The following is a 12,954-nucleotide window of genomic DNA, read 5'->3' on the forward strand; positions in this document are numbered from 1 at the left end:
CTCCGCGTCGCATGCCGTTCAGGACGCTCTGCGTCCTCGATCATCAGCCGTCTAGCGGCCTGACAATCACCGTGCAGGTCATTCCCGCCGCCAGCAATACGCTTTCCGGTACTGCGTCCAGATGAATACGCACCGGCACGCGCTGGGCCAGACGCACCCAGTTGAAGGTCGGGTTCACGTCAGCGATCAATTCGCGACTTTGCGGGTTGTCGCGGTCGTAGATACCGCGTGCGATGCTTTCGACATGGCCTTTTAGCACTTCGCCACTCATCAACTGCATATCGGCAGGATCGCCCACGTTAAGGTGCGGCAGCTTGGTTTCCTCGAAAAAACCGTAAACCCAGAACGAGTTCATATCGACCACCGCCATCTTCGCTTCGCCGATACGCGCATAGTCGCCGCGATGCACGTTCAGGTTGGTGACATAACCGTCCACCGCCGCCAGCACGCGTGTGCGGGACAGGTTCAGTTCGGCCGCTTCCAGCTGCGCTTGCGCCAATTGGTAATCGGCCAGCGCCGAGGTGGCAACATTGCTCGCGTCGTCACGGTTCTCTGCCGAGATGACCAGTTCATCCATGTCGGCACGGCGCTTCGCGTTGAGCTTGCGCATCTCCCACGTCGCCTTGCGTGAGGCCAGCAACGCCTGCGCCTGTTTGACTGCGATCCGGTAGTGCTCCGGGTCGATCTGCATCAACAAATCGCCGCGTTTTACCCGTTGATTGTCGTGCACCGGCACATCGACCACGGTGCCGGACACATCGGCGGCCACATTCATGATATCGGCGCGTACCCGGCCATCACGGGTCCACGGCGTATCCATGTAGTCGACCCACAGCGTACGACCGACCCAGAGCGCGATCGCCAGCACCAGCAACGTGGCAAGCAGGCTATAAAACTTTTTCATGCGGATATTTCTCGACTCAGGCGTCAACGATAAAGGGGCAGCGCCAGAGCGCCGAAGATGCAGATAAACAGGCCCAGACGCAGTAACGCCGGGTGCCAGAAATGCCGATACAGGTCAAAACCAGCCAGCAGGCGATCCAGCGCCCATGCCAGAACCACGGCCAGCAGAAAGATCAGCGTGAGGGTCGGCATATACAGACCGTGGAAGGCTATTTCACGCGGCATGGGCGACTCCTGAAGCGGTTCGCTCGACGCCATAGGCAGCCAGCGGCGATTGCGGGTCCAGCAGAGAGGTGCGGATAAAGTGCAGGTAACTTTTCACCCGGCGCAGCACCGACGTGTCGAAATGCGAGGCGAACGGCTCATCAGCGTCCTGTACCCGCTTGATCGCCTGATCGACCGCCGACAGGCAGCGCTGCAGATTGACCGCATCGGGCTGGATGAACAGGCGTACCAAGGCGCGCCCCATGACGCGCAATGCGATGCGCCAGGGTTGGTATTCGGCGTAGGCCGGATGAATCGGCAGAATCGCCTGTTCGCGGCGCAGCTCGATAATGGCGTGGCCGATTTCCAGCACCACGAACATCCAACACAACAGCTCGCGCTGCACCAGAGGTTTGCTGATCGCCAGACCGTACGCCTGATGCATCAGGTCGCGGGTCTGGCTTTCGAAGCTTGAACCCAGACGCTTGAGTGGTGCGCCAATCGCAAACACCACCTGATTGCGCAAGGCCTGCTCCAGACGCTGCCACATCCAGAGGCTGTTGGGTGGCAGGATGATCGCCCCCGCTGCGGCACAGATGAGCATGCCGATGACCATCGCGAGGTAATCGTTGATGAAGGTGTAAGGGTTGTAGACCGTCAGGTTGTCCGGCACCGAGCCCAGGCTGAAAAAAATCAGCAGCCCCAGGCCGTATCCCGTCCACTGCGGACGTGAGCCCAGAAAGGCACCGAGCACAAACACAGGGGCCAATAGCAGGCACAGCAGCGGGAAGCCGTCGATGTGCGGGAACAGAAAAAAGGTTTCGACAAACCCCAGCAGCGCGCCGAGCAACGTACCGCCGGCCATCTGCAAAGACATGCGCCTGGGGTTGTGGGTGGTCGATGAAAGCGCAACAGTCGCCGCTGAAGCCAGAACCATGCTCGCGCCGCTGGGCCAGGCCGTCAGCACCCAATAGGCACTCATCAGGCCGACTACGCAGGTCGCGCGGGCTCCAGACGCAAGGGCTGTCATCCAGTGGGTACGCGGCACGAATGACGCTTTCCACTGTTCACGCGCATGGGTGTGATCGGCCAGCGATGCATGGGTCAACGCGTAATCATGCAGCTCGCTGACCAGCCGGTACAGCAGCTCGAACGCCGTATGAAAATCGAGTCGTTCGGCGTCGCTCGGCAGGGTTTTCTCCAGCTCGGCGCGCAGGCTTCTGACCCGCTCAGGCAACTGCGCCCTGCAGGCCTCAAGGCGCGTGACCAGCACCGCGGCATCATCGTTGGTCAATGCGCGGTCGGCGAAGCCATCAAGTAATTCTGCGAGGACTTCAAGGCCGGGTCCGATGTGCTCTAACACGGTATCGGCGCATTCCAGACGCAGCCGTTCAAGCAACTGATGCAGTGCATTGAAGCGCGTCGTAACGGCCATGAACTCGCTGTTCAGGCGATTGAGCCGCCCATTGCGTCGGCGCATGTGCGGGTCTTCGAATACCGTGACGCTGCGCAGTCCTTCCAGTCCGATGGCCTCGGCGACGAAGCGCACGTTTCCGGTTTCAAATGCCGTGCGTGAAATGTCCCCGCGCAAACCCTCGGCCATGAAGCGAGCGAATATGCCGAAGCGCTGGTACAGCGCATTGCGCATGGCGGCACTGGAGCTCTGCGGCAGGATCGCCGCACTCACCGCAGTGGAACAGAGGATACCCAGAGTGATTTCCAGTACCCGCCACACCGCCGACATGAATGAACCTTCGGGGTGCGCCAGGGCGGGCAGCCCTACCATCGCAGCCGTATACCCCGCCAGCACAAAGCCGTAAGCGCGAAAGTTGCGATAACGTGCCGCACCTGCGGAGCAAATCCCGACCCAGAGCGCCAGGCTGCCGAGAAACGGCAGCGGGTTCTGCGCAAACAGGGCCATCAACAGCACCATCATGGCCGACCCGGCCAGCGTGCCCAGCAGGCGGTAAAAACTTTTGGCGAACACCTGCCCGCTCTGCGGCTGCATGACGATGAACACGGTGATAATCGCCGTGTGCGGCTGCGGCAACTCCACGCGCAAAGCCAGCCAGTAGGTCAGAAAAGCAGCGATCAATACTTTGAAAAGGTAAACCCAGGTCACCCCGTCACTGCGCGCCCAACTGCGAAATTCACGACGCCAGGGCAAAGCGGTCACGCGCTCAAAGGCAGCAATCATTTCGCACACTCAAGATCGGTCGTGGTGCGTAAGGAATGGCAACTGCCGCTCTCCCCACCCAGCGCCACCACCAGCCCGGCATAGGCATTAAGGCGCGCGGCTTCGACCTGTTGCTGAATCTGCTGCTGGCGAAACAACTGGGTCCGGGCGTTGAGCACGTTCAGGTAATCGGTCAGCCCGCGCTGCCAGGCGATCAATGCGATGTCGTAGGTCTTTTGTGCCGACGCCACCGACTCGGCGGCAAATGCCTGTTGCTTGTCCATCGAGGCGCGACGAATAAGCTGGTCGGAAATACTTTTCAACGCCATCACCAGCGTCTGGTTGTAATGCGCCACGGCCTGGTCATAAGCGGCCGACGCCTGCCCCAGTTCCGCCCGCAAGCGTCCACCGTCGAAGATCGGCAGGCTGATGGCCGGTCCGACCTTGTAACCCAACTTGCTGCCGGTCAGAAACTCCAGCATGCCGCCGCCCGTGGCCATGTAGCTCAGGCTGCCGACCAGATCGACATTGGGATAAAAGCCCGCATGCGCGACATCGATACCGCGCGCCTGCGCCGCAACCTGCCAGCGAGCGGCCACCACATCAGGCCGCTGCCCCAGCAGTTCAGCGGGCAATGCCGACGGCAACTTCAGCTCGGTGTGCAACGACAGCGCAGGTCGTTGCAGCGCCGCGCCCTCTCCCGGCCCCTTGCCTGCCAGAGCAGCCAGCTGATTGCGGCTCAGGGCGATGGCCTCTTGCAGCGCATCAATCTGCCGGTGGGCCTCGGGCAATGGCGTTTCGGCCTGACTGATTTCGAAATGCGTGCCGATCCCGCCTTTGAGGCGACGCTGCGCCAGATCGAGTATCTGTTGCTGCTGGGCCAGCGCCGCCTCGGCGATATCCAGTCGGGCGTATTCAAGGGACAGCTGGATGTAGGCGCGAACCACGTTTTCCTGCAATTCGAGCTGCGCCTGACGCTGCTCGGCAGCACTCACGTGAGCCAGATCAAGGGCCTGCTCGCTGGCATTGCCTTCACGTCCCCAGAGGTCCAGCGCGTAGCTCAGACCCAGCGACGCATTGTTGTCCCAAGTGTGAGTATCGGCCAGCGCTCCGGGACCATAAAACTGATCCTCGGGCCAGTCGTGGCGCATCAGGCTGGCACTGCCCTGCACCTGCACCTGCACCTGCACCGACTCGGATGACTCGGCGATCTGCGCCATCGCTCTTGCCTGGCGCACACGGGCAGCGGCCAGCGCCAGGCCCGGGCTGCCAAGCGTAGCAATATCGACCCAGCGATTGAGTTGCGCATCGCCATAGGCACGCCACCATTGCGCTGCGGGCCAATGGGCGTCGAGGGCGGCGCTCTGAATCGCCTGATCGGTGGCCAGGCTGTCCGCGTGCAGAAAACTGCCCTGCGGTTTGATTCCATGTGTTCCGATACAGCCGTTGAGGACCAGCGTAAAAGCCAGGATACCGACGGGCCAGAGCCCTCTGATGATGCGACGCGGCACAGCTGCGAGTTCCCGAACGGAGGTAATACACCTTGAATGGCGGCGATTCTAGGCGGCGCTTGACGCGGCGATAAGCGGGGAGATTTGTGAATCTTTGTTACTGAAACGGCGATAATCCTTTGGTCTGGATACATGCATCCGTTACTTCATGTCACAATTTGCCATCTACTCAGAGAAGTACCCATGGACACCCTGCAAAACATGCGTGCCTTCAGTTGCGTGGCGCAAGCGGGCAGCTTCACTGCTGCCGCCGCCGTGCTGGATACCACCACCGCCAACGTCTCGCGCGCGGTCTCCAACCTTGAAGCACATTTACAGACGCGCCTGCTCAATCGCACCACTCGACGCATTGCCCTCACCGAAGCAGGCAAGCGCTACTTGTTGCGCTGCGAGCAGATTCTGGCCTCGGTCGAAGAGGCAGAAGCCGAAGCCAGCGACGCGCATGCCCGCCCCGCCGGGCAACTAAAGGTGCATTCGATGCCCGGCGTCGGCCAGCATTACGTGATCGACGCCATCGCCCGTTATCGCCGCAACCACCCTGATGTCGCGTTCGACCTGACCATGACCCACCGCGTGCCGGACTTGCTGGAAGAAGGCTATGACGTGTCGATCGTGCTGGCCAGCGAACTGGCAGACTCGGGCTTTGTGTCTCAGCGGCTGGGCATTACCTACAGCATCGTGTGTGCATCGCCCGAGTACGTCAAAACCTTCGGTATGGCACACAAGCCTGCCGACTTGCTGAATCATGCGTGTCTGCGCCTGGTCAGCCCGGTGTTCCCGCTGGACAAATGGCTGTTCGATGGCCCGGAAGGTCAGGAGATGGTCACCATCAACAGCTCGCCGCTGCTGGTCAACTCTGCGGATGCGATGAAGACTGCGATTTCCAGCGGCATGGGGATTGGCATTCTGCCGATCTACTCGGCTATCGAGGGGCTGCGCAACGGCACACTGGTGCGCGTATTGTCCGATTACCGCTCGCAGGAGCTGAACCTGTACGCCATCTATCCGTCACGCCAGTATCTGGATGCCAAGATCAGAACCTGGGTCGAATACCTGCGAGGTTCCCTGCCGGAAATTCTCGCGGCCGATGAAGCGGATCTGCATGTGCAGGCACTCAAGTCCTCGTTCTGACATCGTACAACTGTAAAAAGCGGCTGCCAAAGAGCGGAGAGGAATGTTAGCGTGCTACTCATTCAACCGCTCAAGAGTGACTGCCCAATGAAAAAAACCGTACTCGCCTTCAGCCGTGTTACTCCAGAAATGGCCGAGCGCCTGGCGCAAGACTTCAACGTGATCGTGCCCAACCCCAAGCTGGGCGACATCAACGCCCAGTTTGATGAGGCCTTGCCTGAATCCCACGGGCTGATCGGCTCCGGCCGCAAGCTGGGTCGCGAGCAGCTGCAAAACGCAGCGAAACTGGAAGTGGTTTCCAGCATCTCGGTGGGCTACGACAACTACGATGTCGACTACCTGAGCGAGCGCGGCATTCTGCTCACCAATACGCCGGATGTACTGACCGAGAGCACCGCCGACCTGGGCTTCTCGCTGATCATGAGCAGCGCCCGGCGCGTCGCCGAATTGGACACCTACACCAAGGCCGGACAGTGGACACGCAGTATCGAGCCTCCGCACTTCGGCACCGACGTGCACGGCAAGACGCTGGGCATCGTCGGCATGGGCAATATCGGCGCAGCCATCGCCCGCCGTGGTCGTCTGGGCTTCAACATGCCGATCCTGTACAGCGGCAACAGCCGCAAGACCGAACTTGAACAGGAACTGGGCGCACAGTTTCGCAGCCTGGACCAACTGCTGGCCGAAGCGGATTTCGTCTGCCTGGTAGTGCCACTGAGCGAAAAGACCAAACATTTGATCGACCGTCGCGAGTTGAGCCTAATGAAGCCCGGCGCCATCCTGATCAACATCGCCCGTGGCCCGATTGTCGACGAGCCTGCGCTGATCGAAGCCCTGCAGAACGGCACCATTCGCGGTGCCGGTCTGGACGTCTATGAAAAAGAACCGCTGAAAGAATCGCCGCTGTTCCAGCTCAAGAACGCCGTCACCCTGCCGCATATCGGCTCAGCCACCACCGAAACCCGTCAGGCGATGGCCGACCGCGCCTACCACAACTTGCGCAACGCGTTGCTGGGCGAGCGGCCGCAGGACCTGGTCAATCCGCAGGTGTGGAAGGGCTAAGGCGTTTCTGCTCTATAACCGAGTATGAACATCGACTCAGGCCAGTTTGCCGCCGACCAGGACGGCAACCGGCCTGGTCTTCCTGAACACCAGCACATTGCCCGCCATCACCAGCACAAGCCCGAGCAAGGCAGCCACGGTCCACTGGTAGCCTTCGACCCACGTCGAGATGTTCAGCGCCACAATCGGGAACAGCACAGTGCAATAAGCTGCGCGTTCCGGCCCCATGCGCCCGACCAGGGTCAGGTAGGCGGTGAACGCAATCACCGAGCCGGGAATAACCAGAAACAGCAGTGAGCCTACGTAACGCGTGTTCCATTCGAAGGTGAACGGCGTGCCGTTCAGCAGGCAGTAGAGCCCCAGTATCGTCGCCCCGTAGAACATTCCCCACGCATTGGTGGTCAGCGGACGCAGGCCGGCTTTCTGTTGCAGGCTCGACAGCATGTTGCCCGCCGAGAAGTACAGTGTGCCCAGCAGGGCCAGGCCCAGACCGATCAGGGTCTCGCGGCTGGCGCTGTGCCCGGACAGCTCGGGCCAGAACAGACACGCCAGACCGATCAGGCCCATGGCACCACCGGCCATAACATTACCGGCGATTTTCTGGCGAAAGAATACCCGCGCATTCAGCGCATTCCACAGCGTCGAAGTCGAGAACACCACCGCGATCAAGCCGCTGGGTATCCATTGGCTGGCCGTGTAGAAACACATGAAGTTGACGCAGAACAGGCACACGCCTTGCGCCAGACAAAGCAACTGACCGCGACGGTTGACCGGTTGCAGACGCTTTGTCAGCAACAGGAATGCAAACAGCACCAGAGCCGCCAGCGCGAAGCGATAGACGATCGATACCGGAATCGCGACATCGCCGAGTTGAAGTTTCAGGGCGATCCAGGTCGTACCCCAGATCAGCACAGTCAGCAGATAAAGCGAAATGTTCATGGTGCAGGCTCCTTGATGAGCCATCAGTCTGCTGCGTGCCGGTCTGCCAGCGCTTGCACAATCTTGCGCATTTGCGTCAGACGCTACTGGCAGCGGCATCGCCAGCGAGTAGGATACAAATCCTAGAGGAATCGTAATGCCAGCCATTGAATCCATCCAGGTCTTTCAGGCCCTGAACAGCTCACCCAATGCCAATCTGGAGCAGAGCGCGCCGCTGGGCGACGGGTTGGTGGCGGCGTTGTGGAACAATCGGCATGACTCGCAGGAATATCACGCACCGACCCACCATACGCTGTCGTGCTATATCGAGGACGGTACCGGGACTTTTCGGCGCGGCAGACCCGACCAGAAAGGTGCGCCGGGCAAGCTGTGCATCTTGCCTGCCGGTCATGAGTCCGCCTGGGTGGTGAACGGCGAGATCCGTCTGGCGCATCTGTATTTCAGCCCGGAACAGTTTGCGCTGGGCTGCGTGACACTACTGGATCGCGAGCCGCGCGAGATGCAACTGCGGGAAAACACCTTTCTGGAAGACCCCGCACAAGCCGCACGCTTCCGGCAGTTGATTCGCCTGAACTGGGCAGAACCCGGTGAGCGTTTGTTGACCAGCAGCCTGGCGCACGAGATGGTCAGCCATGCGTTGCTCAGTCAGGTAGGGCTGCGCGAAGGTTTACGTCTGAAAGGCGGCCTGGCACCACACCTGCGGCGGCATCTGGTGGACTTCATCGAAATGCACCTCGCCGATCCGCTGAGCCTCGGTCAACTGGCTGGCATGTGCGCGCTGTCGGAATACCACTTCGCGCGAATGTTTCGCGAAAGCTTCGGCTTGCCGCCACACCAGTACTTATTGGCGCGACGTATCGAACAGGCTCGCCAGTTGTTGCGCAGCACCGGCAAGCCATTAGGCGAGATAGCGCTGGCCTGCGGCTTTGCCAGCGCCAGCCATTTCAGCAATCGGTTTCGTCAGGCCGTGGGGGCCACGCCGGGCGAATACCGGCTGGCGTTAGGCCAATAATTGACTCACGGCTGCCAACGGGCTGAGCAGCACTCCGCATCCTGCCAGCGCCAGCACCCAACGCGGCCGGAACGGCAGCAACGCAACCAGCAACACTGCACTGCTCATCAATGCGGCGAACCAGTGCACCGTGCCCATCATCCAGCCATCAGCCTGAACCGCCGTCCATGACGACAACAGCAGCGCGCCCCAGCCAACCAGCTTGAGCGCCCGACGCCGCTGTTCGGTAAACGGCCCCTTGAGCAGTTCGCTGTAATGGCGCGCCATGGACAGGCACAGGCAGGTAAACCCTACGTAGCACAGCAAGGCAGCCAACAGCATCAGTGGCTCTCCCGAGGTGTGGGCTGCAAGGCAACGCCGGATGTTTTACGGGCGGGTACAGCCTTGAACTTCAGTGCCGCACAGCCAAGGAACAGCCCGGTGACCAGCGCCGTCAGGTCAAAGGCCGTCATTACCCAGCTTCCCGACATCAGCGAACCCAGCAGATAGCGGCCGCTGGTCAGCAGATCGAGCAGCGACAACCCGGCAAACAGCACCGCGCCCAGCCCCAGTTGTTCGCGCCATGCGCTGCGCCCTTTGCGCACCAGGGCGTGCACCACTGACAACGCCCAGCATGTGAAGAACACGCTGACTTCCCAATCGGCACGCCCGGTGAACCCCGAAGGCAGCAGACGATTGGCCCAGAAGAAGCTGGCCACGGCAATCATCAACCCGGACATGCTGGCGATGTTCAGCACTTCCACCAGGCGCAACTCCAGTGGCAGCACGCCGTTTTTGGCGTGCTTGAGCTGACGCTTGCCCAGCCACATCACCAGCCCGGTGCCGATCATTGCGGTTCCGGCGACACCGAAAATGAAGTACATCCAGCGCAGCAGCGGCTCGGCAAAATGGCCTACATGCAGACCGTACATCCCGCTGGAGATCAGCAGCGCAACGGGGCGCTCGGGTACTTCGTTCAGCAACGCGCCGCTGGCCCCGCTGAACGTCAGCGCGCCGCCCCGATCCGGCACGATGCTGCCCTTGTCATCACGCGTCAGCAGAACCGTGGCGGTGCTGTCGTCCGGATTATTGACGATCACCCGACCCACCTGCCCGCTGTCCCACTTCGCGTTCGCCGCATTGACCAACGGCGCAAGTGCCACCAGCGGCGCAGGTTTGCCTTCTCGCTTGAGCATTTCCGGGGTCGGATAGGCTTCGCGGTAGAACGCCTGAACCGTGTCGTACTGGCTGGGGATGCTCGCGGGCATCACCATCGACATGAAGATCACCAGACTGCTGTAAGTGATCATCAGATGGAACGGCAACACCAGCACGCCAAGCGCGTTATGCCCATCCAGCCAGGAACGCTGGCCCTTGCGTGGACGAAACGTGAAGAATTCCTTGAAGACTTTTTTGTGAATGATGATGCCGGTGATCAACGCAACGAACATCACCATCGCGGCGCTCGTCGCCAGCCAGCGCCCCCAGGGATAAGGCATCTGCAGTTGATAGTGAAAACGGTAGAAGAAATCACCGCCGCGCGTGTCTCGTGCCTGCACCTCGCTGCCGGTTTGCGGGTCGAGCAGCTTGCGCACGAAGTTATTGCGCTGGCCCTGCTTGCCTGCGGGCAGCCAGCCAACCGTCAGGCCCGGCGTGCGCTCGTCCGGCAGACTGATGAACCAGCGCGTAGCCCCGGCGGCGTGGCTTTGCAGATAATCCTGAGCCCGCTGCACGCTGGCACCGGCATCCAGAGCGCGCACCGGAATTTCCGGCTGCATCCACTGGGTAATCTCATCCTTGAAGTAGGAAAGCGTGCCGGTCAGAAAAATCGCGAACAACAGCCAGCCGAACAGTAAACCGACCCAGGTGTGCAACCAGGCCATCGACTGACGAAAACCCTCTTTCACAATAGCCACCGACCGCAGGCGCAGGCAGCCGCCAGCAATGCGCACGGCGCCAGCACTCCGACCCAGGCCTGCAACGCCGTGCGACAGGCAAAACACCAGAGCACCGCAGCCAGATAAACCAGAAAGGACAGCATCATGCCTGTCACCACTGCTTCGGCGCGGGGGATGGGCAGCCACTGCGCGACGCAGATGCTGACCACTGACGCGAGCAGATAACCGGCAAACACGGCTGCCAGCGCCCGCGAGGTAACGGCAAGCCGATAAGCAACCGTCAGGCCCTTGCTTCTGACTTTCGCCATGCGTTTTTCCGGCAGCGAACCGCTTGCGGTGGTGACATCCATCAAAGGGTCTTCATTGATTCGTGAAACCTGGGAAGCCGGATCACCAGCCTTCGGGAAGAGGCCGCGATGAATGCCAGCTGTTTGCGCCATTCGTCCCTGAACAGGACAAATGAACCGCAATATTAATGATAAATATTCTCATACGCAAAAGAGTCTGCCAGAATCCACGCCATCAACGAGTCCCCGTGGATTGTTCCCCGTGATGCCCATCGCCCACTCCGCTCTCAATCACACTGTCGAAAGCCTGTACAGGGCACACAACACCTGGCTGACGACCTGGTTGCGGCGCAGGCTCGGCTGCCCACACAGCGCAGCGGATCTGGCCCAGGACACCTTCATCAAGATATTGGGCGCACGCGATACGCCGCAGATCATCGAGCCTCGCGCTTTTCTGACGACGATTGCCAAACGTGTGTTGTGCAATCACTACCGGCGTCAGGACCTGGAGCACGCCTACTACCAGGCGCTGGCCGAGCTGCCGGAATGCGTGGCACCTTCGGAAGAAGAGCGGGCAATCATTCTCGAAACCCTGGTGGAACTCGATCAACTGCTGGACGACCTGCCGGTGCTGGTCAAGCGGGCGTTCCTGATGTCGCAGGTCGACGGGTTGAGCCACGGCCAGATTGCCGCCGAACTGGGCATCTCCATCGCAACGGTCAAACGCCATCTGAACAAGGCCGCACTGCGCTGCTATTTCGCCTTATGAACCCGAGCAACGAGTCCTTGAACAAATCCGACATCTCGCCTGGCGTGGCGCAGCAAGCGGTCGGCTGGCTGCTGGAAATGCTGGAAATGCAGGAAGGCACGCTGGATGCGCGTCGTCAGCAGGCCTGGCAGCTCTGGCTCAATGGCAACGCTGAACATCAGCGGGCCTGGGCGCACATGCAGCGGGTCAATCAGCGCCTTAGCGGGCTGTCCTCGCCGCTGGCGCATGCGGCACTCAATGCGCCGAAATCCGCCAGCCGTCGGCACGCTCTGAAACTGCTGTTGTTGCTCGGCGCAGGCTCGGCAGCGGGCTGGAGCCTGCGCGAGCAGATCGCCCTGCAACCCTTGCTGGCTGACTACAACAGTGGCGTTGGCGAGCAGCGCAAGGTGGCATTGAGCGATGGCAGTCAGGTGCAGTTGAATACGGCCAGCGCGGTCGATGTGCGTTTCGATGCACAGCAGCGCCTGATCAAGCTGTTGCAGGGCGAAATCCTCATGACCGCCTCGGCGGACAGCCGCCCGCTGAGCCTGCTGAGCACCGAAGGCACGGTCAGGGCGTCGACGGGGGCCAGCCGTTTCAACCTGCGCCAGCTGGACGGACGCACGCAATTGGCGGTGTTTGCCGGAGCCCTTGAAATAGCCCCGCTCGGCAGGAGCGGTCCGGGTTTGATGCTGCGGGCCAGCCAGCAAGCGACCTTCAGTCGTGACGACTGGGACAGCGTGAAACCGATAGATGCGAGCAGTGGCGCGTGGGCGGACGGGATGCTGGTGGCGTCGCGCATGAAGCTCTCCGACTTCCTTGCGGAGCTGGGTCGCTATCGACGCGGTCGTTTGAACTGCGACGCGAAAGTGGCCAACCTGTTGATCTCCGGCAGCTATCCGCTGGCCGACAGCGAGCGCATCCTCGACATGCTGGAACTCGCCATCCCTGTGCATGTACAACGCTTCACCCGGTATTGGGTGAACGTGCAGGCGCGGGTTTGATTTCTCCTCAAATGCTGACCGCTCGCTCCTGCGTTCCAGTGTTTATGGAGATACCGAAATACGAGGCTGAAACCACGCTGACTATCGTTCCCACGCTCCG

At 61.0% G+C, this 12,954-nt stretch carries 13 protein-coding genes; 5 read left to right on the plus strand and 8 right to left on the minus strand.

The genetic code is table 11. From position 1 onward, the window contains the following. Positions 1–43: 43 nt before the first annotated feature. Genes ALO64_RS19775 through ALO64_RS19790 form a run of 4 tightly spaced genes read right to left on the minus strand, consistent with a single transcriptional unit; the run spans position 44 to position 4,794 of the window. Positions 44–904 (minus strand): efflux RND transporter periplasmic adaptor subunit, encoded by an 861-nt coding sequence (locus ALO64_RS19775; protein WP_044343639.1) that lies wholly within the window; start codon positions 902–904, stop codon positions 44–46. A gap of 23 nt (positions 905–927) precedes the next feature. After that, complete coding sequence (locus ALO64_RS19780) at positions 928–1,128, minus strand: DUF1656 domain-containing protein (RefSeq protein WP_005752937.1); 201 nt, start codon at positions 1,126–1,128, stop codon at positions 928–930. Then, positions 1,118–3,304 (minus strand): FUSC family protein, encoded by a 2,187-nt coding sequence (locus tag ALO64_RS19785; protein WP_044343640.1) that lies wholly within the window; start codon positions 3,302–3,304, stop codon positions 1,118–1,120. Before ALO64_RS19785 ends, ALO64_RS19780 begins: the two co-directional genes overlap by 11 nt. After that, positions 3,301–4,794, minus strand: coding sequence for an efflux transporter outer membrane subunit (locus tag ALO64_RS19790; protein WP_044343641.1), 1,494 nt, complete (start codon positions 4,792–4,794; stop codon positions 3,301–3,303). Before ALO64_RS19790 ends, ALO64_RS19785 begins: the two co-directional genes overlap by 4 nt. Positions 4,795–4,977: 183 nt before the next feature. Between ALO64_RS19790 and ALO64_RS19795 the strand changes: the two genes are divergently transcribed. Together ALO64_RS19795 and ALO64_RS19800 are read left to right on the plus strand one after the other, a co-directional pair. After that, positions 4,978–5,925: a LysR family transcriptional regulator gene (locus ALO64_RS19795; RefSeq protein WP_002552240.1), complete on the plus strand. Its 948-nt coding sequence runs from the start codon at positions 4,978–4,980 to the stop codon at positions 5,923–5,925. Between the two features lie 87 nt (positions 5,926–6,012). Then, entirely contained in the window at positions 6,013–6,987 is a 975-nt protein-coding gene (locus ALO64_RS19800; protein WP_044343642.1) for a 2-hydroxyacid dehydrogenase, read from the plus strand. 36 nt (positions 6,988–7,023) lie between these two features. Here ALO64_RS19800 and ALO64_RS19805 read toward each other — a convergent pair whose 3' ends face one another. After that, the gene (locus ALO64_RS19805) at positions 7,024–7,926 is read right to left on the minus strand and encodes a DMT family transporter (RefSeq protein ID WP_044343643.1); all 903 of its coding nucleotides are present in this window, start codon (positions 7,924–7,926) and stop codon (positions 7,024–7,026) included. Positions 7,927–8,062: 136 nt separating this feature from the next. Between ALO64_RS19805 and ALO64_RS19810 the strand changes: the two genes are divergently transcribed. Beyond that, positions 8,063–8,938: an AraC family transcriptional regulator gene (locus ALO64_RS19810; protein WP_002552237.1), complete on the plus strand. Its 876-nt coding sequence runs from the start codon at positions 8,063–8,065 to the stop codon at positions 8,936–8,938. Here ALO64_RS19810 and ALO64_RS19815 read toward each other — a convergent pair. From ALO64_RS19815 to ALO64_RS19825, 3 genes are read right to left on the minus strand one after another with little or no spacing between them, the layout of a single operon-like run. Further along, entirely contained in the window at positions 8,927–9,259 is a 333-nt protein-coding gene (locus ALO64_RS19815) for a DUF3325 domain-containing protein (protein ID WP_044343644.1), read from the minus strand. The two genes, ALO64_RS19810 and ALO64_RS19815, sit on opposite strands and share 12 nt — an antisense overlap. Continuing rightward, positions 9,259–10,800 carry a PepSY-associated TM helix domain-containing protein gene (locus tag ALO64_RS19820; protein WP_044343645.1) on the minus strand — a complete coding sequence of 514 codons (1,542 nt, stop codon included), beginning with the start codon at positions 10,798–10,800 and terminating at the stop codon, positions 9,259–9,261. Before ALO64_RS19820 ends, ALO64_RS19815 begins: the two co-directional genes overlap by 1 nt. 20 nt (positions 10,801–10,820) lie before the next feature. After that, entirely contained in the window at positions 10,821–11,165 is a 345-nt protein-coding gene (locus ALO64_RS19825) for a DUF3649 domain-containing protein (RefSeq protein WP_044323228.1), read from the minus strand. Positions 11,166–11,367: 202 nt separating this feature from the next. On the opposite strand from ALO64_RS19825, the gene ALO64_RS19830 reads away from it, so the two are divergent. Both ALO64_RS19830 and ALO64_RS19835 read left to right on the plus strand, forming a co-directional pair. Continuing rightward, positions 11,368–11,871 carry a sigma-70 family RNA polymerase sigma factor gene (locus ALO64_RS19830; protein ID WP_044343646.1) on the plus strand — a complete coding sequence of 168 codons (504 nt, stop codon included), beginning with the start codon at positions 11,368–11,370 and terminating at the stop codon, positions 11,869–11,871. Then, the gene (locus tag ALO64_RS19835) at positions 11,868–12,854 is read left to right on the plus strand and encodes a FecR domain-containing protein (protein WP_044343647.1); all 987 of its coding nucleotides are present in this window, start codon (positions 11,868–11,870) and stop codon (positions 12,852–12,854) included. Before ALO64_RS19830 ends, ALO64_RS19835 begins: the two co-directional genes overlap by 4 nt. Positions 12,855–12,954: the final 100 nt, after the last annotated feature.

The organism is Pseudomonas meliae (assembly GCF_001400515.1).
Lineage (GTDB): Bacteria > Pseudomonadota > Gammaproteobacteria > Pseudomonadales > Pseudomonadaceae > Aquipseudomonas > Aquipseudomonas amygdali.

What these genes read in the sequence shown, in the direction of transcription:
- ALO64_RS19810 (WP_002552237.1), top strand. Translation starts at nt 8,063, where the DNA reads ATGCCAGCCATTGAATCCATCCAGGTCTTTCAGGCCCTGAACAGCTCA.
- ALO64_RS19830 (WP_044343646.1), top strand. Translation starts at nt 11,368, where the DNA reads ATGCCCATCGCCCACTCCGCTCTCAATCACACTGTCGAAAGCCTGTAC.
- ALO64_RS19815 (WP_044343644.1), bottom strand. Translation starts at nt 9,259, where the DNA reads ATGCTGTTGGCTGCCTTGCTGTGCTACGTAGGGTTTACCTGCCTGTGC.
- ALO64_RS19775 (WP_044343639.1), bottom strand. Translation starts at nt 904, where the DNA reads ATGAAAAAGTTTTATAGCCTGCTTGCCACGTTGCTGGTGCTGGCGATC.
- ALO64_RS19805 (WP_044343643.1), bottom strand. Translation starts at nt 7,926, where the DNA reads ATGAACATTTCGCTTTATCTGCTGACTGTGCTGATCTGGGGTACGACC.
- ALO64_RS19820 (WP_044343645.1), bottom strand. Translation starts at nt 10,800, where the DNA reads ATGGCCTGGTTGCACACCTGGGTCGGTTTACTGTTCGGCTGGCTGTTG.
- ALO64_RS19800 (WP_044343642.1), top strand. Translation starts at nt 6,013, where the DNA reads ATGAAAAAAACCGTACTCGCCTTCAGCCGTGTTACTCCAGAAATGGCC.
- ALO64_RS19795 (WP_002552240.1), top strand. Translation starts at nt 4,978, where the DNA reads ATGGACACCCTGCAAAACATGCGTGCCTTCAGTTGCGTGGCGCAAGCG.
- ALO64_RS19835 (WP_044343647.1), top strand. Translation starts at nt 11,868, where the DNA reads ATGAACCCGAGCAACGAGTCCTTGAACAAATCCGACATCTCGCCTGGC.
- ALO64_RS19825 (WP_044323228.1), bottom strand. Translation starts at nt 11,165, where the DNA reads ATGGATGTCACCACCGCAAGCGGTTCGCTGCCGGAAAAACGCATGGCG.
- ALO64_RS19780 (WP_005752937.1), bottom strand. Translation starts at nt 1,128, where the DNA reads ATGCCGCGTGAAATAGCCTTCCACGGTCTGTATATGCCGACCCTCACG.
- ALO64_RS19785 (WP_044343640.1), bottom strand. Translation starts at nt 3,304, where the DNA reads ATGATTGCTGCCTTTGAGCGCGTGACCGCTTTGCCCTGGCGTCGTGAA.